The 22881-nt window shown below is 72.1% G+C and carries 20 protein-coding genes and 3 pseudogenes; 11 read left to right on the top strand and 12 right to left on the bottom strand.

Annotated elements, in window-relative coordinates:
- Positions 1-92: 92 nt before the first annotated feature.
- Entirely contained in the window at positions 93-719 is a 627-nt protein-coding gene (locus tag CG719_RS14475; protein ID WP_100569019.1) for a DUF3887 domain-containing protein, read from the bottom strand.
- Positions 720-879: 160 nt separating this feature from the next.
- On the opposite strand from CG719_RS14475, the gene CG719_RS14470 reads away from it, so the two are divergent.
- A complete protein-coding gene (locus CG719_RS14470) occupies positions 880-1263 on the top strand; it encodes a hypothetical protein (RefSeq protein WP_100569018.1) in 384 nt (127 codons plus the stop codon).
- 25 nt (positions 1264-1288) lie between these two features.
- Positions 1289-1567, top strand: a complete 279-nt coding sequence (locus CG719_RS14465; protein ID WP_100569017.1) for a DUF4031 domain-containing protein — start codon at positions 1289-1291, stop codon at positions 1565-1567.
- On the opposite strand, the gene CG719_RS14460 is transcribed toward CG719_RS14465, so the two are convergent.
- Positions 1549-2616 (bottom strand): GNAT family N-acetyltransferase, encoded by a 1068-nt coding sequence (locus CG719_RS14460; protein ID WP_234375579.1) that lies wholly within the window; start codon positions 2614-2616, stop codon positions 1549-1551. The genes CG719_RS14465 and CG719_RS14460 overlap by 19 nt on opposite strands.
- Positions 2617-2644: 28 nt before the next feature.
- Positions 2645-3289 carry an HD domain-containing protein gene (locus tag CG719_RS14455; RefSeq protein WP_100569015.1) on the bottom strand — a complete coding sequence of 215 codons (645 nt, stop codon included), beginning with the start codon at positions 3287-3289 and terminating at the stop codon, positions 2645-2647.
- Between the two features lie 122 nt (positions 3290-3411).
- Here CG719_RS14455 and CG719_RS14450 point away from each other — a divergent pair, with 122 nt between their 5' ends.
- Both CG719_RS14450 and CG719_RS14445 read left to right on the top strand, forming a co-directional pair.
- Positions 3412-4119: a copper homeostasis protein CutC gene (locus CG719_RS14450; protein WP_100569014.1), complete on the top strand. Its 708-nt coding sequence runs from the start codon at positions 3412-3414 to the stop codon at positions 4117-4119.
- 189 nt (positions 4120-4308) lie between these two features.
- Complete coding sequence (locus tag CG719_RS14445) at positions 4309-5907, top strand: transposase (RefSeq protein ID WP_100569013.1); 1599 nt, start codon at positions 4309-4311, stop codon at positions 5905-5907.
- A 26-nt stretch (positions 5908-5933) separates the two neighbouring features.
- On the opposite strand, the gene CG719_RS37140 is transcribed toward CG719_RS14445, so the two are convergent.
- Positions 5934-6446 (bottom strand): recombinase family protein, encoded by a 513-nt coding sequence (locus CG719_RS37140; protein ID WP_267895359.1) that lies wholly within the window; start codon positions 6444-6446, stop codon positions 5934-5936.
- A 20-nt stretch (positions 6447-6466) separates the two neighbouring features.
- The gene (locus CG719_RS37135) at positions 6467-6649 is read right to left on the bottom strand and encodes a recombinase family protein (protein ID WP_159024879.1); all 183 of its coding nucleotides are present in this window, start codon (positions 6647-6649) and stop codon (positions 6467-6469) included.
- A 108-nt stretch (positions 6650-6757) separates the two neighbouring features.
- Between CG719_RS37135 and CG719_RS14430 the strand changes: the two genes are divergently transcribed.
- Positions 6758-8401: a DNA repair helicase XPB gene (locus CG719_RS14430; RefSeq protein WP_100569010.1), complete on the top strand. Its 1644-nt coding sequence runs from the start codon at positions 6758-6760 to the stop codon at positions 8399-8401.
- Here the strand turns inward: CG719_RS14430 and CG719_RS14425 are convergent.
- Both CG719_RS14425 and CG719_RS14420 read right to left on the bottom strand, forming a co-directional pair.
- Complete coding sequence (locus CG719_RS14425; protein ID WP_442802728.1) at positions 8356-9546, bottom strand: glycosyltransferase 87 family protein; 1191 nt, start codon at positions 9544-9546, stop codon at positions 8356-8358. The two genes, CG719_RS14430 and CG719_RS14425, sit on opposite strands and share 46 nt — an antisense overlap.
- Positions 9547-9563: 17 nt before the next feature.
- On the bottom strand, positions 9564-9749 hold the full coding sequence (locus CG719_RS14420) for a hypothetical protein (protein ID WP_100569009.1): 186 nt from the start codon (positions 9747-9749) through the stop codon (positions 9564-9566).
- Positions 9750-10272: 523 nt separating this feature from the next.
- Here CG719_RS14420 and CG719_RS14415 point away from each other — a divergent pair.
- Positions 10273-12273, top strand: a complete 2001-nt coding sequence (locus CG719_RS14415; protein WP_234375593.1) for a HelD family protein — start codon at positions 10273-10275, stop codon at positions 12271-12273.
- Here CG719_RS14415 and CG719_RS14410 read toward each other — a convergent pair.
- Positions 12261-13757, bottom strand: coding sequence for a CPBP family intramembrane glutamic endopeptidase (locus tag CG719_RS14410; RefSeq protein ID WP_234375578.1), 1497 nt, complete (start codon positions 13755-13757; stop codon positions 12261-12263). The two genes, CG719_RS14415 and CG719_RS14410, sit on opposite strands and share 13 nt — an antisense overlap.
- Before the next feature lie 149 nt (positions 13758-13906).
- Positions 13907-15512, bottom strand: a pseudogene (locus CG719_RS37535) (IS200/IS605 family accessory protein TnpB-related protein).
- 188 nt (positions 15513-15700) lie between these two features.
- Here CG719_RS37535 and CG719_RS14400 point away from each other — a divergent pair.
- A complete protein-coding gene (locus CG719_RS14400; RefSeq protein ID WP_100569008.1) occupies positions 15701-16234 on the top strand; it encodes a zinc ribbon domain-containing protein in 534 nt (177 codons plus the stop codon).
- A 306-nt stretch (positions 16235-16540) separates the two neighbouring features.
- Positions 16541-16972 (top strand): VOC family protein, encoded by a 432-nt coding sequence (locus CG719_RS14395; protein WP_100569007.1) that lies wholly within the window; start codon positions 16541-16543, stop codon positions 16970-16972.
- Between the two features lie 69 nt (positions 16973-17041).
- On the opposite strand, the pseudogene CG719_RS14390 reads toward CG719_RS14395, so the two are convergent.
- Positions 17042-17131: pseudogene (locus CG719_RS14390) on the bottom strand (IS5/IS1182 family transposase); the annotation flags it as partial.
- Positions 17122-17383: pseudogene (locus CG719_RS14385) on the bottom strand (NUDIX hydrolase); the annotation flags it as partial. The pseudogenes CG719_RS14385 and CG719_RS14390, both read right to left, overlap by 10 nt.
- Positions 17384-17609: 226 nt before the next feature.
- Here CG719_RS14385 and CG719_RS14380 point away from each other — a divergent pair.
- From CG719_RS14380 to CG719_RS14370, 3 genes are all read left to right on the top strand, one after another.
- Positions 17610-18020, top strand: a complete 411-nt coding sequence (locus tag CG719_RS14380) for a PPOX class F420-dependent oxidoreductase (protein ID WP_100569006.1) — start codon at positions 17610-17612, stop codon at positions 18018-18020.
- Between the two features lie 443 nt (positions 18021-18463).
- Positions 18464-19045: a hypothetical protein gene (locus CG719_RS14375; RefSeq protein ID WP_100569005.1), complete on the top strand. Its 582-nt coding sequence runs from the start codon at positions 18464-18466 to the stop codon at positions 19043-19045.
- Positions 19046-19332: 287 nt separating this feature from the next.
- The gene (locus CG719_RS14370; RefSeq protein ID WP_100569004.1) at positions 19333-19905 is read left to right on the top strand and encodes a hypothetical protein; all 573 of its coding nucleotides are present in this window, start codon (positions 19333-19335) and stop codon (positions 19903-19905) included.
- 286 nt (positions 19906-20191) lie between these two features.
- Here the strand turns inward: CG719_RS14370 and CG719_RS14365 are convergent, their stop codons facing one another.
- Positions 20192-22855, bottom strand: coding sequence for a helicase C-terminal domain-containing protein (locus CG719_RS14365; RefSeq protein WP_100569003.1), 2664 nt, complete (start codon positions 22853-22855; stop codon positions 20192-20194).
- Positions 22856-22881: the final 26 nt, after the last annotated feature.

The raw sequence follows: 22881 nt of genomic DNA, 5'->3' as shown, positions 1-22881 counted from the left end.
TCTGTGGGCGGTCTGGCTGCGGGGAGAAGAGCTGCGGGGAGGAGAAGGGGAGGCGGAGCGGCCGGATCAGGGCGTCCCGGGTGTCCCGGCCGTCACGGAGTCTCGGGCGGGAGGATGTGCATTCCGCCGACCTTCTCGTCCATGTCGAAGGCGACCCTGGCCTTCATCTCACCGGTCTCGTAGCGCAGCGGGATGTCGACCACGGTGTGGTCGCCGATGCGGCGGACGAACGGCTCGCCGTCGCCGAAGCCCTCGAACGCGCCGACCAGGCCGGCCACGGTGGCCAGGGCGTTGCCCCGCACCTCGTCGGTGAAGGCCGCCAGGACCTCGGCGTTGAAGGACGGCCGGGCGTCGTCCATCCGGCCTTCGAGGACGGCCGTGAAGATTTCGAGGGCGCGCTCCGCGGCGTCGGTCATGAGCACTGTCTTGTCCATGGGTTCTCCCGTTCGGGGGTCGATGGGCTTGCCGAACCGCTGGAAGGCGGCCTGGCGGGTGACTCCGAGCAGGTCCCCGACCTCCTGCCAGGTGTGGCCCGCGTCCCGGCTCTGCTGCACGCAGAGCTTCAGCACCTGTCCGGCCAGGGCGTCGATCTCCTGGGCGCGCCGGACCAGTTCGAGGTAGTCCGGTGCGGCCAACGGGCTGCCCGCCGCCGAGGCCATGGCCGAGGCGTGCTCGGCGAGCCGCGCGCTCAGGGAAGTGAGGGGGAGGGAATCGGTCACGTGTAAAGGGTGCCTTTACGGCCTTGCGCGCGTCAAGGGTCCCTTTACGTCGCTGACGGCCCTCTTCCGGTGAGCGATCCGCCGTCGATGAGTGACCCGCCGTCGGTGCGTGATCGGTCACCGACGGCGGGTCCGTGACTTCCGGGTGACAATGGGGGGCATGGAACCCATCAGCCCCCTGGAGCAGGCCCTGCATGCCGCCCGCGCCCTGGTGCTCGCCGACCTGGTCGCCGGCGAGGTCGCCGACGCGGACGTGGTCTCGCTCGTGGAGGACTCCGTCGTCCAGCGCCGCTGGTGGGTGGAGCAGTGGCCGGAAGGCGCGCGGTACGTCGCGGGTCTGGTCGCGCAGGACGTCCAGGACGCGCTCCTGGAGAGGTACGGCCGCTGGCCGTTGTGCCCGGTGTGCGGCTACGGCGACCCGCACGCGCTGGACGTCGAGCCGGAACTCGGGCCCGACCCGCACTGGGTGTGCGCCAAGGCGGGCGTGAAGGTGGCGGCGGTGGGCGCCCTCGCGGAGGCGACCGGCCGGAGCACGACGTCGTGACGGCGCCGCGCCGGGCGGCCGCGCCGTGACCCTCTACATCGACCCGCCGTCCTGGCCGGGCCACGGCCGTATGTGGTCCCACCTGGTCAGTGATGTCTCCTACGACGAACTGCACACGTTCGCAGAGGGGTTGGGTGTGCCCCGCCGGGCCTTCGAGCGGGACCACTACGACCTGCCCTCCCACCGGTACGCCGACGCGGTGACGGCCGGCGCGGTCGAGGTCAGCAGCCGCGAGGTCGTGCGGCTGCTGTACGCCGCCGGGCTGCGCTGCCCCAAGCGCCATGTTCAGGGCCGGAGTTCGTAGGAGATCTCCTCCTCGCCCTCACTGACGGCGACGAACCCGGCGCGGGTCAGGACGCGTTGGGAGGGCACGTTGTGCCGGTCCACGGTCGCGATCAGCATCCGCAGGCCGTCCCGGGACAGTGCCCAGGCCGACAGCGCGCGCAGTGCCTCGGTCGCGTAGCCGTGGCCGCGGGCGGACACGGCGAGGTCGTAACCGACCTCCGCGCTTCCCTCCTCGTCGGGCACACCGTGGAAGCCCATCCCGCCGACCGCGCGGCCGTCCTCCTGCCGCACCAGCACGAACATCCCCCACTCGGGCCGGTGCACCCCGGCCTCGTACGCCTTCACGGTCATCCCGGCGGCGTCCCGCGTTCCCTCGTAGGGGCCGCCCTCGGCCCACGTGAACCCGCCGTCACCGCCGGCGCTCAGATCGCGGGCGGCGGCGGGGGTGACACCCTCCAGGGTGAGCCGGCCGGCGGGAATGGCCGGCGGGTTGCTCCAGCGCCACTCGGTGACCGGCGGGCGGCCGGGGAGGTCGCCGCGGCCGGTGGCCCACAGCAGCGTCGCCCAGGGCGCGGAGCCCGGCTGGACGTGCGGGAAGAGCCGGGTCAGCACGTCCTCGCACAGCTCGGCGGGCGGCTCGTAGTCCAGGTTCAGGCCGGTCGCGATGTCGTGCGTGTGCAGCAGTACCTCGGCGACACCCATTGCGGCGAAGCCCTCGCGGTTCGCGCTGCGGAAGGGGTACGGGTGGAAGGCCCGGACCTCGCGCGGGGTGGTGCGGACGGCGGCGGTGAGCAGGGCGCCGGTCGTCCCGATCACGTCCAGGACGTCCGCGTTTTTGGTGCCCTCGTCGAGGGTGATCCCGAAGGGGACGTAGGCGCTCTGCGCCCGCCCGGTCAACTGCCCGGCGTACGCGAGGAGATCGCTCGCGATGTGCTCGGCCGTCCGTCGGCAGCTCCACTCAAGCCGCCCGGCCGTCGCCCGGTCCCAGTCCCGGTCCGTCGCCGTCCTCAGCAGCGCCACGGCGCCCGCGACGGCCTGCTCCACCTCTTCTTCGCCCCATGTACGCATACGGCGCAGGGTAGGGGCGGTGGTGCCCTCAGAGCGACAGCATTTCCAGCTCGGAGGTGACGTTGTAGCGGGCGGTCGCCTCCCAGTGCTCCGCCCCGTACGGGGTGCGGAACAGCCGGGGCAGGGCGAGGAGCTGCCGCAGGACGGAGGCACGGCCCTCGCGGAAGGCGTCGTTCGGGACGAAGTGGTACTCCTCGCGGACCCCGGCCGCGTAGGCGGCGTACGCCGACGGAGACGCGGCCAGGATCGCCAGGTCGGCGTCGCACAGCACCTGGCCGTCGCGGTCGTCGTCGGCCGGGTCGTGGGTGACGGTGAGCCGGACCAGGCGGGCGACCTCGGTGGTCCTCTCGGCCGGGACCCCGGCCTCGGGCAGCGCGCGCTCGGCGAGCCGCGCGGACCGCTCCTCGTTCTCGGACCGCTCGGGCAGGTAGACCGCGTCATGGAACCAGGCCGCCAGCCGGACCGCGTCGGGATCGTCGGCGTGCCGCTCCAGTACGTCGACGCGGTCGAGGACGGCGGCGAGGTGCGTGACCGTGTGGTAGTGCCGCTGCGGCTCCTGCCAGCGCGCGAGCAGGTTGTCGGCGTACGGCACGGGATCGGGGCCACCGCCGGGACCCCGCGCACCCTCCAGGGCCCGGGTCCAGCGGAAGCGCAGCGCGTCGAGATCGGCCATGCGCTCATTGTCACCGTTGCCGGACGGTGTTCCTGCCGGGTCGGTTTGCTCGGTGACGGGTGGGCGTAGGTTTAGATTGGACTAGACCTGTCCGCTTCAGGGGAAACGAGGGAAGGGCTCCTATGAGCATGCGTGCAGTCCTGGAGGTGATCGCGCTCGATGCCGGGGACGCGGTCGCCGCTCAGGCCGGAGGCGCGGACCGCCTCGAACTGGTCACCGACATGGCGGCCGACGGGCTCACCCCGCCGGTCCGCACCGTCGCCGGGATCCGCGCCGCCGTGGACATTCCGCTGCGCGTGATGCTGCGGCTCGCGGACGGGTTCGGCGTGGGGGGCGCCGGGGGTCTGGACCGGCTGGCGGGGGTCGCGGGCGAGATGCGGGCGGCCGGTGCCGAGGAGTTCGTGCTCGGGTTCCTGGACGAGGAGGGCGGGGTGGACCTGGGGGCCGTCGAGCGGGTGGTCGCCGCGCTGGACGGCTGTCCGTGGACCTTCCACCGGGCGATCGACCGCGCGGCCGACCGGGACGTGCTGCGCAAGCGGCTGGACGGGCTGCCGGGGCTCGACACGTATCTGACGGCGGGCGCCGCCTCGGGCGTGGACGAGGGGCTGCCCACACTGATCGCGGAGGCCGCGCGCGGCGGGGAACCCGGCTACCAGCCGCAGATCATGGTCGGCGGCGGTCTGCGCCTTGACCATGTGCCCGCGTTGCTCACCGCCGGGATCGGCGCCTTCCACATCGGCGGCGCGGCCCGCCCCGGCGGCTGGGACGGACCGGTCTCCGTCGAGGCGGTCGCGGAGTGGCGCGCGGTGCTGGACGGGGTGGGGGTTTGAATTGCTGCTGTTTGACAGCGGTTGGGTGTGTTCTGGTGAGTATGAGTGAGCTTTGCGGTTGCGGTGCGCGACGTGAGAGGGCGGTGTGTGGCAGGGCGACGGGAGTTCTGGTTTCGAATGCGTGACCTTGGGGCGGGGGTGGTCGTTGGGTGTGGTGGCGGTTCTTCGGTTTCGGGCGGGGGGTGTGCTGTGGGCGGGTTGCGGGAGTTGGCGGCGGCGTTCGTGGTGCCCGGACCGTCCGGGGTGGCGATCCGCGCCGGTCTCAAGGGTCTGACCGGGCAGGACGAGACGGTGCTGCGCCAGGTCGGCGCTCTGCTCGGCTCCCTGGCCTCTCGTGACCTGAAGGTGCGCTGTGCGGCGGGGTCGGCTCACGTCAGTGAGCAGTGGGCGTGGCGGAAGCGGGCGTTGACCGGGCAGTCGTCGTCGCGGTGGGCGGGCAGTATCACCAAGGCCACGCACGACCAGTGGGCGCTGGCCCGGCGCAGTCAACTCGCCCACATCCACAGCCTGCGGGCGGGCGTCGAGACGATCACGCACCGGCTCGCGCAGCCTGTCGGGGCGAAGGGTGCCAAGGGGGTGCCGGGTGGTTACCGCTTCGAGCGGGAGTGGTTCGCCAAGTCCCGGCGCCTGCATGTGCTTGAGGACCGGCTGGAGCGGGTGAGGGCGGACTGGGAGGCCGGGCGGGTGCGGGTGGTGCGCGGCGCCAAGAAGCTGCTCCGTTCCCGGCACCACCTGAGGGCCGCAGGGCTGACCGAGGCGCAGTGGCGGTCGCGGTGGGAGGCCGAGCGGTGGTTCCTGCAGGCCGACGGCGAGTCCGGCAAGCGGTTCGGAAACGAGACGATCCGCGTCACACCCGGCGGTGAGGTGAGCATCAAGCTCCCGGCGCCGCTGGCCCACCTGGCCAACGCGCCGCACGGCCGATACGTGCCGGCCTGCCGGGTCCGCTTCCGCCACCGCGGCGAGCAGTGGGCCGACCGCGTCGCGGCGAACCGTGCGGTGGCCTACCGCATCCACTACGACGTAGACCGGGGCCGCTGGTATGTGACCGCCTCCTGGCAGAACCCGCCCGTGACGACGGTGCCGCTTTCTGCGGCCCGCGCGGGTGGGCTGGTCGGGGTGGACATGAACGCCGACCACCTGGCCGCCTGGCGCCTGGACACACATGGCAACCCCCTCGGCGCGGCCCGCAGATTCGACTACCAGCTGACCGGCAGCGCACAGCACCGCGACGCGCAGGTGCGCCACGCTCTGATCCGCCTGCTGCACTGGGCCGCACGGCACGGCCTGGCCCTGGCGATCGAGGATCTGGACTTCGCTGCGGAAAAGACACGGGAGAAGCACGGCAGACGGAAGCGGTTCCGGAGGCTGATTTCCGGGATGCCGACCGCCCGGCTGCGGGCTCGGCTGGTGTCGATGGCGGCCGGGCTGGGAGTCGCCGTTGTCGCGGTCGACCCGGCCTACACCAGCCGCTGGGGCGCCCAGCACTGGCAGAAACCCCTGACCAGCAAGAACAGGAAGCCCACGCGGCACGACGCTGCCGCCGTGGCGATCGGAAGGCGCGCCCTGGGATGTGCGATCCGGCGTCGGACGGCACCGCCCCCACACGACCGGAGTGATCGTGTGGGGCATCGGACCGTCCAGGCCGCATCGGATGCCCCGGGGCGTGAGGGACCCCGCCCCCGCATTCCCGGACCACGGACACGATCCGTGCCGCCCGGACGCGGAGCGAAAGCGGGCGACCAGTGTGCCCACAACCGTTCGGGGCACACGGCTGAGCACGAGCCCTGACACCAGGACTCACTCCCGCTCAGTTTCTAGGAACGGTTGCCCAGCAAGCTCCGCAGCGTCGTCGTGTACCACTGCTTGGAGCCGCTGCGCTTGCCCGTGGTCTGGCGTGAGGAGTAGCCGGGCGACGGGACGCCCTCCTTGTTGAGGTCGTTGATGATCTGCATGAGCGAGTCCTTGGTCAGGACCCGCTCCACGATCCGCTTGATCGTCTTGGCCTCGTCCTCGTTGACCGCAAGGACCTTGCCCGCCCCGTTGGGGTTGGGGACGACCATGTACCCGTACGGGACCCGACCGCCGGTGTAGCGGCCCTCGCGGCGCAGGTGCTCGTGCGCGCTGGACACCCGCGTCCCGATGGTGTCGGACTCCAGCTCGGCGAAGACCGCGATCACCTTCGCCATGGCCCGGCCCATGGACGACGTGAGGTCGAGCGGCTCCGTCGCCGACGCGAGCGCAACGCTCTGGTGCTCGGCGAGTCGCATGATCTCCGCGAAGTCGACCGTCGAGCGCGCAAGCCGGTCGATCTTGAAGAACACGATCACGTCCAGCTCGGCGAGCCTGGTCAGGATGCGTTGCAGTCCCGGTCGAGCCCACGCGAGAAGCCCGAGACATCGATGTCTTCCTCGGCGGCCACGACCTCCCAGCCGCGTGCCTCGCACAACGCCTCGCAGGCCGCGCGCCGGCGTTCGGGCGAAGTCGTCTCGTCGGTTTCGCGCGATAGGCGAACATAGATAGCGGCGCGCATCCCCGGCGCGCTGGCCGGGACGCCCTTCCGGCGTCGGGCACGGGGCATAGCCCGTGCTGTGACAGGCGTTGTTCCTGTCATGAGACGACCTTATCTCCGGAGGTATGTGTGTCCTGCCTAATCGTCCAGTCGGACAAGACCCTGCTTCTCGAAGTCGACCACGAGCAGGCCGGCGACTGCCGCCGGGCCATCGCGCCGTTCGCCGAGCTGGAGCGGGCGCCCGAGCACATCCACACCTACCGGGTCACCCCGCTCGGCCTGTGGAACGCGCGCGCCGCCGGGCACGACGCCGAGCAGGTCGTCGACGCCCTCGTGCAGTACAGCCGCTACCCGGTGCCGCACGCGCTGCTCGTCGACATCGCCGAGACGATGGACCGCTACGGGCGGCTGACCCTCAGCAAGCACCCGGCGCACGGCCTCGTCCTGACCACCACCGACCGGCCGGTCCTGGAGGAGGTGCTGAAGTCCAAGAGGATCGCCCCGCTGGTCGGCGCCCGCATCGACCCGGACACCGTGGCCGTGCACCCCTCCGAGCGCGGGCAGATCAAGCAGACCCTGCTGAAGCTGGGCTGGCCCGCCGAGGACCTCGCCGGATACGTCGACGGCGAGGCGCACCCGATCGAGCTGCGCGAGGACGGCTGGGCCCTGCGGCCCTACCAGAAGCAGGCCGTGGAGAACTTCTGGCACGGCGGCAGCGGCGTCGTCGTCCTGCCCTGCGGGGCCGGCAAGACCCTGGTCGGCGCGGGCTCGATGGCGCAGGCGAAGTCCACGACGCTGATCCTCGTCACGAACACCGTCTCGGCCCGGCAGTGGAAGCACGAGCTGGTGAAGCGGACCTCGCTGACCGAGGACGAGATCGGGGAGTACAGCGGCACCAGGAAGGAGGTCCGCCCGGTCACCATCGCCACCTACCAGGTGCTGACGACCCGGCGGAAGGGGATCTACCCCCACCTGGAGCTGTTCGACTCCCGCGACTGGGGGCTGATCGTCTACGACGAGGTGCACCTGCTGCCCGCGCCGGTCTTCAAGTTCACCGCGGACCTCCAGGCCCGGCGACGGCTGGGACTGACCGCGACGCTGGTGCGCGAGGACGGCCGCGAGTCGGACGTGTTCTCCCTGATCGGCCCCAAGCGGTTCGACGCGCCCTGGAAGGAGATCGAGGCGCAGGGCCACATCGCGCCCGCGGACTGCGTCGAGGTCCGGGTCAACCTGACCGACTCCGAACGGCTGGCGTACGCGACGGCCGAGACGGAGGAGAAGTACCGCTTCTGCGCGACCACCGCGACCAAGCGGAAGGTCACGGAGGCGATCGTCCGCCGCTTCGCCGGCCAGCAGATCCTGGTCATCGGCCAGTACATCGACCAGCTCGACGAGCTGGGCGAGCACCTGAACGCGCCGGTGATCAAGGGCGAGACGTCCAACGCGCAGCGCGAGAAGCTCTTCGACGCCTTCCGCGAGGGCGAGATCAGCGTGCTGGTGGTCTCCAAGGTGGCGAACTTCTCCATCGACCTGCCGGAGGCCACGGTCGCCATCCAGGTCTCGGGCACCTTCGGCTCCCGCCAGGAGGAGGCCCAGCGCCTCGGGCGGGTGCTGCGCCCGAAGGCCGACGGCCACCAGGCCCACTTCTACTCGGTGGTCGCCCGCGACACCATCGACCAGGACTTCGCCGCCCACCGTCAGCGGTTCCTGGCCGAACAGGGCTACGCCTACCGGATCATGGACGCCGACGAACTGCTGGCGGAGGAGGGCTGACCCGTCCGCGTCCGGCCGGACCACTGTCTGCGGTACGCCAGCGCCACCGCCCCGAGCAGGACGAGGCCCAGCAGGGGATAGGGCGAGGCCAGGGGCTGCTGCCACCAGGACAGGCGCAGCTCCACGCCCTTGTTGGGGACCGTCCACAGGGTGCGGGCCGTGAACACGACCACGGTGACCGCGGCCCAGCCGCGGCGGCCCTCGGCCAGGAGTACGGCGATCAGCGGGACGCACCACACCCAGTGGTGGGACCAGCTGATCGGTGAGACCAGCAGCGCGGTCAGGGCGGTCAGCAGCACGCCCCAGCGCTCCCGCCGCACCCGGCACGCGAGCCACAGTCCTGCGGCGGCCACCGCGACGGCGGGCAGGATCCAGGCGAGGCCGGGCGACGGCTCCCCGAGCAGCCGCGCGGCCAGGCCCTGGAGCGACTGGTTGGCGATGATCCACGGCTTGCCCACCCGGTCGGTCTCGAACAGGCGGCGCGTCCAGTAGTCGACGCCGGCCGCGGGCAGGACGAGCACGCCGACGGCGACGGTCCCGGCGAACCCGGCCAGCGCCGCGGCCGCCTCGCGGCGCCGCCCCCGCAGCAGCAGGTACACGATGAACAGGCCCGGGGTGAGCTTGATGCCGGTCGCGACACCGATCAGGACACCCTTGCCGCGGGCTCCGGGCGGCCGGGTCAGGTCCCACAGGACCAGGCAGGCGATCGCGAGGTTGATCTGCCCGTACACGAAGGTCTGGAAGACCGGTTCGAGCCAGACGGCGAGCGCCGTCGCAGCGCACAGCAGCGGGAGCCCGGCCCGGCGGCCGGCGAGCCGCGCGGAGAGGTGGACGAGCCAGGCGAGCAGGAGCGCGTTGCCCACGAGGAACGCCGCTCTCAGGGCCGCGGCGGGAAGCCACACCGTCGGCACGAACAACAGGGCCGCGAACGGCGGGTAGGTGGCCGGCAGCCGGCCCTGCGTGACCGTGAAGCCGTAGAGGTCACGGCCGTGGACGACCGCCGCGCCCTCGGCCTGGTAGACCACCGCGTCGGCCATCTGCACCCGCTGCACCGCGAACAGGGCCGCGAGGGCGGCGAGGGAGACGACGAGGAGGGCCAGGGCGGGTGCCGCGGGTGACCGGAGAGTCACCTTCCGTGCTGTCACGAACCGACCCTAGTTGCTCACTTGCGGCGTACGCCCGCCTCCTCGCCGTACTCGCCGAGGACGACCACGTCGAACAGGGCGCCCGCGAACACCTTGACGGCGTGCAGGGCGTCGCCCAGGGCATGCTGACGGGGGCCGTCCTGGACAGCCGTGGCGCCGGCCGGGCGGGCGGCGGGAGCGGGGTGGATGGTTGCTGCGCTCATGTCTCCATGGTGGATCCGTTGACACAGGTCCGGCATCGGTCCGCGGACCGGCTCTTCCCGCCCCCGGGTACCCCTCCGGGGGGACCGCGACCCCTGCGCCGGGCGGACGCGGACCCCTAGGGGAAGGCGATCACGGCACCCCGGCGGGCGCGGCAGGAGAAACCGGCGGGAGCAACCGGCCGGGAAAACCGGCTGGCCTCCGCCCGGCCCCGCGTCCTAGAATCCACCCTCTTGCCCGCCTCCCCTTCGGGAGAGCCGCCGTCCGGACGGAAACCGGTCGGCAGATCCCGCCGCCGCGCGGCACAGCCACACGGCACCACCCCACGGCACCCGCCTGCCCCGAAGGCCTTCCGGAGGCACCCCCTTGTCGTCCCTGTCGCCCTCGCCGACCTCGCCGACCTCGCCGATCTCGCCGCTGTCGCCCTCGTCCGCGCCCGCCGCTCCCGCCCCCGACCGCCCCGCCGACGACCCCCTCGCCCGCGAGCGCGCTCACCTGTCCGACTCCCGCGCCGCGCTGCGCGCCATGCGCGAGGACGTGGAGTCGCTCGACATCCGGGACGTCACCGCGAACTGGGTCAACGCCGAGGTGCTCGCCCGCCAGATCGACGAGCGCATCAAGGCGCTGGCCGACCTCAGCGACACCCCGCTGTTCTTCGGGCGGCTGGACTACCTGCACAGTCCGGGCGCGGACCGGGCGGAGGGCGCCGAGGGGGAGCGCCCGCGGCCGGAGGACGCTTATCAAACACTGCACATCGGGCGGCGGCACGTGCACGACGCCGAGGGCGACCCCATGGTCATCGACTGGCGCGCACCGGTCTCGCAGCCGTTCTACCGGGCCTCCAAGAAGGACCCGATGGACGTCGGGCTGCGCCGCCGCTTCGGCTACACCGGCGGCGACCTCACGGCGTACGAGGACGAGCACCTGTCCGACCCGGCCGAGCCGTCTGGGGCCGCCACCACCAGCAGGCTGCTCCAGCAGGAGATCGAACGCCCGCGTGTGGGTCCGATGCGCGACATCGTGGCGACCATCCAGCCCGAGCAGGACGAGATCGTCCGGTCCGGGCTGTCCGGCACCGTCTGCGTCCAGGGCGGCCCCGGCACCGGAAAGACCGCCGTGGGCCTGCACCGGGTCGCCTACCTCCTCTACGCCCACCGCGAGCGGCTGGCCCGCACCGGCACCCTCGTGATCGGACCGAACCGGTCCTTCCTGCACTACATCGAGCAAGTGCTCCCCGCGCTCGGCGAGTTGACCGTCCAGCAGGCCACCGTCGGCGATCTCGTGGCGCATGTGGAGGTGCGGGGCGCGGACGACGCGGCGACCGCGATCGTCAAGGGCGACGCCCGGATGGCCGAGGTGCTCCGCAGGGCGCTGTACTCCCATGTCACGATGCCCACCGAACCGGTCATGGTGGTGCGCGGCTCCCGTCGCTGGCGCGTTCCCGCGTACGAACTGGAGGACATCGTCCGCGAGTTGCTGGACCGGGGCATCCGCTACGGCGCCGCCCGCGAGGCCCTGCCGCAGCGGATCGCGCACGCCGTGCTGGTGCAGATGGAGCGGGCGGGCGAGGCCCCCGACGACCGCGTGCAGGACGCGGTGGCCCGCAACGCGGCGGTCAAGGCGGCCGTCAAGGCGGTCTGGCCTCCGGTCGACCCGGCGAAACTGCTGCTGCGGCTGCTGACGGACGCGGACTTCCTCGCCGAGCACGCGGACGGGATCCTCACCGAGGAGGAGCGCGGGACGCTCCTGTGGGCCAGGCCCGTACGGTCGGTGAAGTCGGCCAAGTGGTCCGCCGCCGACGCCGTACTAATCGACGAGGCCGCCGACCTGGTGGAGCGCACCCACTCCCTCGGGCATGTCGTCCTGGACGAGGCGCAGGACCTCTCCCCCATGCAGTACCGGGCGGTCGGCCGGCGCTGCACCACCGGCTCCGCGACCGTCCTCGGCGACCTGGCCCAGGGCACCACGCCGTGGGCCACCCGCACCTGGGAGGAGGCGCTGGCGCACCTCGGCAAGTCCGACGGCCTGATCGAGGAGCTGACGGCGGGCTTCCGTGTGCCGACGGACGTCATCACGTACGCCTCCCGGCTGCTGCCGCACATCGCGCCCGGCCTCGCGCCCGTCGCGTCGGTACGTGAGAACCCGGGGTTCTTCGAGATCCGCCCCGCCGCCGGGGACGCCGACGTGGTCACCGCCTGCGAGGAGTTGCTGCGCAACGAGGGCTCGGTCGGCCTGATCGCCGCCGACGCCCGCGTCCCGGCCCTGGCCGAGGTCCTGACGGCGGCCGGCCTGCCGTACCTCGCCCCCGGCGAGGAGACGACGGCCGAGACCCGCCTCACCCTGGTCCCGGCCTCCCTCGCCAAGGGCCTGGAGTACGACTACGTCGCCCTGGACGAACCCCAGGCCGTCGTCGACGGCGAACCCGACGAACGCACGGGCCTGCGCCGCCTGTACGTGTCCCTGACCCGAGCGGTCTCAGGCCTGATCGTCACCCACACGACCCCACTGCCCGATCAGCTCTCCTGAGCCCCGCCGGGCTGCTGGGAGGACGGCTCGGCCGGGGCGGGGGCAGCAGGGCTGATCCCATCGGGGCTGAGTGCATCGCCGGGCGCGGCGGGGCCGGTCCCCTCCGGGCTGTGCGCGTCGCCGGGCACGGCGGGGCCGGTCCCATCCGGACTGTGCGCGTCGCCGGGCACGGCGGGACCGGGCGCGGCGCCGGGCGCAGCCGAACCGGACGCGGCGGCACCGGACGCGCCGCCGAGCACGGCAGACCCGGGCCCATCAGCGCCGGAAGGCGCGACGGGGTGGGGCGCATCAGGGCCTGACGGCGCTGCGTCGGACGCGGCGGCCGGGCCGGGGACGGTCGCGTTCGGGGCCGGCGGCGGGTACGGGCCGGGGTTGCCCTGCGGCGGCGCGTAGGGCCAAGGCGCACCCGGCGGCGGCGCGTACACCCCATGCCCACCCGGCTGCTGCGGGTACGGCCACGGCGCTCCGGGCTGCTGCGGGTACGGCCCGTACGCACCCGAACCGTACGCACCCGGCACCTGCCCGTACGGCCAGTACGCGCCCTGCGGCGGGGCGTACGTCGGCTCGGGGGGCGGGGCGGACAGGTGCTGCGGGTGGCGTCGCCGGGCCAGCCGCAGCACGATCGCGGCGAAGAGCAGTACCGAGGCCATGTCGATGAGGGCCAGTTGCCAGGAGGCGTCCGCCGCCGTCTCGTCTGAGGCCAGCCCGTCCACGTACGCGGCGGACACGCCGAAGGCCAGCAGGTTGTTCAGCGCGTGCAGGGCCATGGACGCCTCGAGCCCGCCCGTGCGGATCGTCAGCAACCCCGCCACCACTCCAAAGACCAGAAGGTCGGCGAAGCCCCACGGCGTGCCCCAGCCGTGCGCGGCCGCGAAGAGCACCGCCTGCGGCAGCACCGCGAGCCACGGGGACCGGAGGTACGCCCCGGCCGCCTGGAGCAGCCAGCCGCGGAAGACGTACTCCTCCGCCGCCGACTGCAACGGCACGAGGACAGCCAGCATGGCCAGGGAGACGAGGAACGTCTGCCACCCCGCCCACACGTCGGACCCGCCACCGTCGCCCTCGTCGCCCGGCAGGAAGCCCGCGACCACCGGCAGCAGCACCATGGGGGGCACGGCGGCCAGCAGGCACCAGCCCAGCCATCCCCAACGCGGCCGCCCGATGACGGAGGCCACCGTGCCGGCCGGACGCCGGCCCAGCCAGAGGACGACCAGCAGGACCAGCGGCAGGTCCAGGGCTATGAACGCCAGGTCGAGGCCCGTGTTCGCGATCGGGCCGAAGTCGGTGCCGCCGTCCGGCAGTTCCGGGTAACCGGCGGCCCAGCCGATCCCGTCGACGAGGGCGTAGAGGATGCCGGTGACCAGGACCGACCCGACAACCAGCACCACGGTGCCGAGCAGCGGCCGCCACCAGCGGTGGTGAGGCGAGTACCGGGCCATGCGGTGATAGGGCAGCCCGGTGGGGTCAGGAGACGTTGCTGTCATGAACGACATCGTGCCCGGTCGGAATGGGTCAGACGTACGAATTACGCGGGCCCGGACCCACTTCTCCGCCCCGCCCCGGTCAGGCGGCGACTCTCAGCCCGTGGGCTGCCGAACCGTTCCCATGGACTGAGCGGGAGTGAGTCCTGGTGTCAGGGCTCGTGCTCAGCCGTGTGCCCCGAACGGTTGTGGGCACACTGGTCGCCCGCTTTCGCTCCGCGTCCGGGCGGCACGGATCGTGTCCGTGGTCCGGGAACGCGGGGGCGGGGTCCCTCACGCCCCAAGGCATCCGATGCGGCCTGGACGGTCCGATGCCCCACACGATCACTCCGGTCGTGTGGGGGCGGTGCCGTCCGACGCCGGATCGCACATCCCAGGGCGCGCCTTCCGATCGCCACGGCGGCAGCGTCGTGCCGCGTGGGCTTCCTGTTCTTGCTGGTCAGGGGTTTCTGCCAGTGCTGGGCGCCCCAGCGGCTGGTGTAGGCCGGGTCGACCGCGACGACGGTGACACCGAGCTCGGCCGCCATCGACACCAGCCGAGCCCGCAGGCGGGCGGTGGGCAGGCCGGAGATCAGCTTGCGGAACCGCTTGCGGCGACCGTGTTTCTCCCGGGTCTTCTCGGCGGCGAAGTCGAGGTCCTCGATCGCGAGCGCCAGGCCGTGGCGGGCGGCCCAGTGCAGCAGGCGGATCAGGGCATGGCGCAGTTGTGCGTCGCGGTGCTGTGCGGTGCCGTCCATCTGGTAGTCGAACCTGCGGGGCGCGCCGAGAGGGTTGCCGTGTGCGTCCAGGCGCCAGGCGCCAGGCGGCCAGGTGGTCGACGTTCATGTCGACGCCGGCCAGCCCACCCGCACGAGCCGCTGAAAGCGGCACGGTCCGCACGGGCGGGGTCTGCCAGGACGCGGTCACATACCAGCGGCCCCGGTCCGGGTCGTAGTGGATGCGGTAGGCCACAGCGCGGCCTGCTGTGACGCGGTCGGCCCACTGCTCGCCCCGGTGGCGGAAGACGATCCGGCAAGCGAGCACGTACCGGCCGTGCGGCGCGTTCGCCAGCCCGGCCAGGGCAGCCGGAAGCCGGATGCTCACCTCACCGCCGGGTGTGACGCGGATCGTCTCGTTTCCGAACCGCTTCCCGGACTCGCCATCGGCCTGCAGGAACCACCGCTCGGCCTCCCACCGCAACCGCCACCGCGCCTCGGTCAGCCCTGCGGCCTCCAGATGATGCCGGCTGTTGAGCAACTTCTTGCCGCCGCGCACCACCCGCACCCGCCCGGCCTCCCAGTCGGCCCGCACCCGCACCAGCCGGTCCTCAAGCACATGCAGCCGCCGGGACTTGGCGAACCACTCCCGCTCGAAGCGGTAACCACCCGGCACCCCCTTGGCACCCCTGGCCCCGACCGGCTGCGCAAGCCGGTGCGCGATCGTCTCGACGCCCGCCCGCAGACTCTGCATGTGGGCGAACTGTCCGCGCCGGGCCAAAGCCCACTGATCGTGCGTGGCCCTGGTGATACTGCCCGCCCACCGCGAAGACGACTCCCCGGACAACGCCCGCTTCCGCCGCGCCCACAGCTCACTGTCATGGCCCAGCCCCGCCGCGCAGCGCACCCTCAGATCACGGGAGGCCAGCGAACCGAGCAGACCGCCGACCTGGCGCAGCACCGCCTCGTCCTGCCCGGTCAGACCCTTGAGACCGGCGCGGATGGCCACCCCGGACGGGCCGGGCACCACGAACGACGCCGCCACCTCACGCAGCCCACCCACACCCTCACCCCCGCCCGAAACCGCAACCGTCACCGCACCCAACGAGCAGCCCCGACCAAAGGTCACGCATTCGAAACCAGAACACCCGGTCACCGCCCCCGGCCACGCGCCTTCACCCACGCCACGCTCACTCATACACACCAGAACACGTCCAACCGCTGTCAAACGGCAGCAGTTCAAACCCCCAGTTGCTCGGCCAGGTCGTCGAGGACGGAAAGCCGATCCTGCGGACGGACGGACTGCCGCTGGTCAACCGCCCGCCGATCCTCGACACGGACACCTGGCAGGCGCTCCAGGACGAGTTGGAGCGCCGGGCCAACCCCGGTGAGAAGCGCCGGGAGGGGACGTCGCTGCTGCGCGGCATCATGCACTGCGGAGTCTGCGGTGAGCGCATGTACACCTTCAGCGGGCGCAACGGCCAGCTTCGGTACCGGTGCATCGGCCCTCTGAAGTACCGCCGAACGGCGAAGCCGGGCGGCGTGAAGGCGGAGCCGACCGGAGAGACGCACGCCGAGCAGTGGAAGCGCTCGGACGTGGCCGGTAAGCGAGATCTGCTGTTGAACGCGGGCGGCTACGTGGAGGTGGCACCCGCGAGGCGCGGCGGCAAGAAGCTGGACACGTCGCGTCTGTCGGTGCACTTCGGCGAGGAGGGGCACATGCGGCGGGCGGCAGCGGCGAAGGAGAGCGAACAGGAGACCGAGGCGGCTGACAGCCAGGGCTGACGCCGACGTCAACGGACACAAGCAGCGGCGCGCCCACCGGACGGGGCGGATTCTAAGGATCATCGCAACACGTGATCGCCGCTATGTGATGGCGAGCAGTCCAAGGGTTGTCCCGCAACTGATCTTTGGCAGCACGAGAGTGGCTGGCCGGGATCGCATCCCAGATCCCCCCTGTTCGGGGAGGCGCCGGCCTCGGTTCACCCCTGGGACCGCACGACACAGCAGCGGACAGCAGGGCCCTCCTCCCGACAACGTGCGGACCTACCCACCCAGGGAGATGAGCAGGACCCCTGTTATCGTGCGCCGATGTCAACGATCAAACAGTTCCAAGTGACCTTCGACTGCGCGGAACCTGCGCGCCTCGCCGCTTTCTGGTGCGAGGTGCTGGGGTACGTCGTACCGACGGTCCCGGAGGGCTTTGCCACGTGGGAGGAGTACCACTGCTCGCTGCCGCCTGAGGATGAGATCTACTTCGCGTGCACTGATCCCTCCGGTGTGGGTTCACGCCTGCTCTTCCAGCGAGTTCCCGAAGGCAAGGTCGTCAAGAACCGGGTCCATCTCTGTGTGCGGGCCGGCGCCGGGCTCGTGGGTGACGAGCGCCTGGCCACACTCGAGGCCGAATGCGCACGGCTGATGGCTCTCGGCGCGAAACACGTGCTGACGCAGCGCGCCGATGGCGTCAACGAGTCGTGCATCACGATGCAGGACATCGAGGGCAACGAGTTCTGCCTCGCCTGAATCTCCTCCAAGACTGCGAGGTGGGGAGCCGTCTCCCGTGGACCTCTCAGGTCCCGCATGCGGCAGGAGCTATCCCGTGAGAGCAAGGTTGTGTAGGCGGGCGATGCCGAGCATGGCGTGGTGGACGCCGTCGCCGCGCAGGCGGCAGTCACGAGCGATCCACTGCTCACGATCTCCCGGCGGTCGATCATCCCCCGCACCTCTTGAGAGGGGGATCCACTCGATGCGGTCGGACTCGTTCTTCTCCGTGGGCGGCCCGGCGTAGGCGGCGCCATCAGCGCGGAAGACGTGGTGCTGTGAATCGGTGATGCCGTTGGCCGGCTCGGCGTAGATCAGGGGCTTGATGGGACCAGGGCGCCAGCCCGTCTCTTCCAGGACCTCGCGGGCCGCCGCCTCTTCCGGGTCTCGCCCTCCGCCCTAGGCCCGTCTGGCATCGACGCGTGGCTGCGGATCCGGCGTGTCGGCGAACGGGCGCGGGCGGCATTCGCGCCGGGCCGAGCGATCCGTAGCGGGAGGTGCGGCGGCAGCGCGCCTGCGGGTACCTGAACCGCAAGGCGTAGCCCTGCGCCCTGGCCTGACCTCTCAGTCGGCCAAATCCAGGTGCGAGACGATCCGGGCGGCAGATAGCTTCGCCCGAATGACAGCCATGCTGAACGATTCCGCCCGGGCGCTGCTCGATGCGCCGGTTCCCGCCGTCCTCGCCACTGTCAACCCGGACGGAAGCCCGCAGACGTCGGTGGTCTGGGTTGGCCGCGACGGTGATGACCTGCTCGTCTCCACCGCTGCCGGCCGTCGCAAGGAACGCAACCTACGCCGCGACCCCCGCGCCAGCCTGACCGTCTATGATCCGGCCGACCCGTTGCGCTACGTCGAGATACGCGGCCTCGCCACAATCACCGAGGACACTGGCCGGTGTCTGGCGGTCACCCTCGCCGAACAGTACGAAGGCCCCGGTGCCGGCCAGGAGTACCTCGAGCTCCCGGCAGAGGTTCTCCGTGTTGTCGTCCGTATCAGCCCGACCAAGGTGGTCGGTACCGCCACCGCCTGACTGATCATCACCGGGACGCCATTGCGATAGCGGGGGGCATGAAGACACCCGGCACTGCCGGTGTCCACGCGGAGAAGCGCGAGGACGCCGACAGCGTCGACCTCCCCATGCAGGCCCGTCCGTGCCTCGGACGCGGCCAGCAGATCCGAGCCAGGCGCCACGATCCGAGGTAGGCGGTCCGGCGGTAGCACGCCCGCGGATTCCGGAACCGCAAGGTGTAGCCCTGGCCCGCGTGACCGCGAACCTGGAGCGTCTGTTATCGACATCGGACCCGAAAGCAGACGACCATGAGGGCGTGTCAGGGACGGATCAGGGTGCATGCGGGGCAATCCCTGATCTCTGAGTACGGTGCGGACCGAAAAAATCGACACATGACGAACCGACCTTGGGGAACTCGCCGGACCGCACTGACTCGGACCGCTTTCATCGCCGCACCGCTGTGCATGCTCGCCTACGGAGTCATCCGTCTGTCCGACCCGGACCACGGCCCGGGCCTTGCCTGGACCAGCGGCCACATCGCGCTGATCGCCGGGGTGTTGCTCTTCGCCGCGATCTTCCTGGGGCTCCTGCGGCTGTCGAAGCCGACGACCAGCGCAGCACGGCTGAGCATCCAGGCGGCGACGCTGCTGGGACTGGTGGGGGTGGTGGCCGTCACCGCCCAGGGCGTCATCGACCTCGTTGTCGGATTCCGCGCCGACGACCGGGCCGGGATGGACCGGTTCTTCGAGAGCATTCAGAGCCACCCGGGCGTGATGCCCGCGGTGTACACGGTGGGCCCGAATCTCTTCTTCGTCGGCCTGCTGTGGCTGGTGATCCAGCTCGCCGTGCAGCGCCGCATCGGGGTCTGGCGCCCTGTGCTGGTGGTGCTCGGTACGGCGGCGATGGCGGCCAGTCTGGACCTGATGCCGCTCGGCGCGCTTCTCTTCTGCGCGGCACTGTCCCCTTTGGGACGGAACGCCACAGCTCACCCCACGCGAGCCGAGCTCGGCGAAGCCGATGGTCGGTGGCCACGGCAGCCGGCTTGAGCCCGAGCCAAATACAGGGTGGCCCTCAGCAGCTTTCGAATCTGCGTCACTCAGGCATCCGGAAGAGACTCAGAAGGACTAATGAAATCGGCTAGTCCAGTTCAATGGTGATCTGAGCGGGCGAATAACGACCATTAATGCGGACAAGTGGCTGCGTTCAGTGCTGGAGGAGGCCATTGGCCTCGACGAAGAGAAACTTAATATAAAGTTTAACTGATATTTCCGTGAAACGCTGTTGAATGGCCGCTATGACAGAATCTACGTGGTCCAAGCTGAAGACTGGGGCAGTGAACAAGATCCTTTACTATGTTCTCCGCCGCTCCATGGCCTGTGCGGCAGTGCACTCCTTGCTGATTGCAGTGTTCGTCGTCCTCTTCACCACGGTTGCCGAAGGCTCGCCGGACCGGCCTTTGAGGGACAGTGTCGAGGCCGCCTTCATCCTCGTGCTCATCCTGTTCCTCGGACTCCTGCTGCTCTACGGCCTGATAGGCATGCTCGGCCACGTCCCGGCGGTGCGGAAGCTCGGCTTCGAGCCCACTCCGGGCAATCTCTCGCCATACCAGTCGAGAGCCGTCCCGGTGCGTGGTGGAGGCGCGTACGCCATCGGCCGCGCGCGCAGGATCCTGCAGGAGACGGACGGGGTCCGCATCATCGAGCAGGAGCCGAACGGCACCCGCGTCAGGGCGGTCCGAAAGGCCCATGACGACGCCGGCTACGCGCAGCTCATAGAGATCACCGCGGACCCGTCCGAAGGGGCCTCGAACGTCGAGGTTCGCAGTCGGCCCCGATTCCACCTGGCGCCCTTCGATCGGGGCCAGAACCTGGTAAACGTGGAGAGCATCGCGGCAAGGCTGGGCTAGCCGTAATACGGGCCAATAAGCGCATCCCGCCCGCGGCGGGAGCTCCCGCGGGTAAGGCATCGCCGGATGCTGGTGGGTCTCCAGTTCCTTGATGGGTGACTGGCTGGGCAAGGGGGCCCGGTCGAGATCGCCCCGCGCGTCGAGGAGGTGGCCGCCACGCTGGGCTCCGCCGGGAAGGCGGGCGACGCGTTGTCCGCGGCCCTCGCCGCCCTGACCGTCTTCCTCACCGCCTTCCTCGCCTCGATCCCGGGCCTGGCGGACTGACCCCGGGCGCGGACGGAAAGGCTCAAGCGGAGTCGTCCGCGAGTTCGGCGACCCCGGTCACCCGGTGCAGGGGGTAGGTGCGGACCTCGTCCGCGGTGTGGTCGTAGGCGGTGACGAAGCCGCCCTCGACACGGATCGGCGCGATGACGCGCTGGCTCGCGGTGCCCTCGGCGTTGACGTAGCCGATCCACAGGGACTCGCCGGTGAGGACGGCGGCCTGCATGGTGGCGAGGGTCTCGGCGGAGCCGGTGCGCGGCAGCTCGCCGTCCTCCCGCGTGGCCGCGGTCGGCTTGCGCGGGGCGGTGGAGGCCAGGTCGCCGGCCCGGATCGCGCGGATCGCGGCGGACAGCAGCACGGCGTCCGGGGCGGGCGGGCCTTCCGGGACCGGGTCGGGAGCGGTGCGCGGCGGGGTGCGGTGGGAGTGCGCGCGGGTGATCAGCACGTCGCCCGCCGCGGACTCGGCGGCCGGGGCGTAGCCCATCGCGCGCAGGCCCTCCAGGAGCGCGGCCGGGTCGGCCTGCGTGGCCAGCACGGTCGGCGCGAGGCGGCGCAGGCCCAGCCCGGCGGACCGCTTGTCGGCGAGGATCTCGTTCAGCAGCGCGTCGTCGTCGCAGCGCACGTACGCCGAGGCCGTGCCGACCCGCAGATGGCCATGCCGGCGGGCCACGTCGTCGATCAGGTACGCCAGCGGCTGCGGCACCGGCGTACGGGAGTGCGCGGCCAGGAAGGCGTGCAGGTCGGAGGCGGTGCGGCCGGCGTCCAGGGCGCGGCGTACGGAGGCGGGGGTGAACCGGTAGACGGTCGCGCCGCCCTTGGACTCCACGTCCGCGAGCACGCCCAGCGTCTCGGCGAGCGGACGCCGCAGCGGCCCGGGCGCGACCGCGGTCAGATCCGCCTGGAGCAGCACGTGATCCAGCGGCTCGGGCAGAAGCGGAGCAAGGACCCGGGCCGCCTCGGCGACGGCGGCGGCCTGCTCGGCGGGGGAGTCGGGAGCTGTGGGGTGGACCGGCGGGACCGGAACCACGGCGGGCGGGGACTGGGGTCCGGGGGCGCCGGGGGTTCCCTCCGGGCGGTGGTGCTTGTGCACGGGCAGCTTGTCACCGGGGCTCGCGGGCGTGGCCCCGCCCGCGTCCGTGGCCGGCTCGGCGCGCGTGCCGGGACCACGCCCGCCCTCGCCCGCAGGGGTCCCTTCCGGCGCGGGCGCCGACGCGCCCAGCAGCGCGCGGCCCTGGGTGGACAGGGCGCCCCTGCCCGTGACGCCGAGCAGTTCCGCCTCGGACAGCGTCCACCGGGCGAGGCGGCTGCGCAGGTCGTCCTCCTGCCGCGCCCCGCGCGGCGGGTGCTCCCAGCGCAGCCGGGCCGGCACCGACTCGGCGACCGGCGCGGTGCCCGGCGGCAGTTCCGCGAGCAGCGCGAGGACCCGGTGGCGTACCTCCGGCGCCGCCGAGCGGTCGAGGCCGGGGCCGAGCGCCGACAGCGCCCGGTCCTTGGCGTCCCGTCCGCCGGCCAGCCCCGCGGTCCGCGTGGCCGCCAGCCAGGCCGACGCGAGGTGGGCCCAGCGTTCGGCGGCGGGCCGCTCCAGCCACTCGTCGTGGGCCGGGGTGGCCGCGTACCGCTCGTCCGCCTCGCCGTCGGAGGCGAGCAGACCGGCGGTGTAGGCGAGTTCGACCCAGAAGGCGGCCGCCGGTTCGGGCACGTCCAGGGCGACGGCGGTGCGCTTGAGGTCGCGCACGCTCAGCCCGCCCGCGCGCAGCACGCTCGGGCCGCCCTCGTCCCAGTCCCGCAGCAGTTCCTCCACGGTGGCCAGGGCGGTGTACGCCTGCCCCGCCGCCGTCGCGTCCACCATCTGCGGACGGTGGGCCGCGGCCGCCTCCACGGCCGGCGGCACCGGCTCGGTCGCACGGTGGGCGCGGCCCCCGCGCAGGTGCAGTGCCGCCTCACGGGGCAGGACGACGGTTCCGGGCGCCGTGGGCAGCAGCAGCCCGCGGTCCAGCAGCAGCCGCAGACGCGGCGCCGGGTCGGGGGTGACCTGGCCGTAGGGCGGCCCCCACACCAGGCGCTCCAGCACCTCGACGGAGTCGCCCGGCAGTTCGGCGAGCAGCGCGGACATCCGCTCGCGGTCGGTGAACAGGTCGGTGAGCGAGGCGACGGCGGAGACGGAGTCGTGGGTCGAGGGCAGTCCGGCGGCCGTCACGATCTCCTGGATGCGCCCCGGCGACATGCCCGCCGTGGCCTCCCGCACTGTCGGTCCGAGCCCCGTCGGGGACGGGTGCTGAGGCGACGGCGCGAGCAGCTCGCGTGCCGTGCGCACCAGGCGGAGCTGGTCGTCGCCGCCCCAGACGAGGGCCTGCTCGCGCAGGGTTCCCAGGGCGCGGGGCAGCGCGGCGGCGACGACGGGGTCGCGGCTGTCGGAGGCCATCAGGCCGAGCAGTTCGTCGTACGTGGCCGGATCGCCGGCCACCGCCAGGGCCTGGGCCGTCTGCTGGGCGAACCGGTCGAGCCGCTCCAGGGCGCGGACCACCGAGGCGCGGGTCCCGGCGCGGGTGGCGAGCTGGGTGAGGTCGGTCGGGACCGGGGTGATGAGATCGGGGCGGCTGCGCAGGAGCGCGGCCAGGGAGGCGTCGTCGCGCGCGCGGAGCGCTTCCGCGAGCGAACGCGGGGCCGCCGGTTTCTCATCGCTGCTCATCCGATTCACGGTACCGGCTGCGAGTC

Origin of the sequence: Streptomyces sp. CB01373 (assembly GCF_002803075.1) — a bacterium.
In the GTDB taxonomy this organism is placed as follows: Bacteria; Actinomycetota; Actinomycetes; order Streptomycetales; family Streptomycetaceae; genus Streptomyces.
Note: the sequence above shows the minus strand (reverse complement) of the source record. Positions and strands in the feature narration are given on the sequence as shown.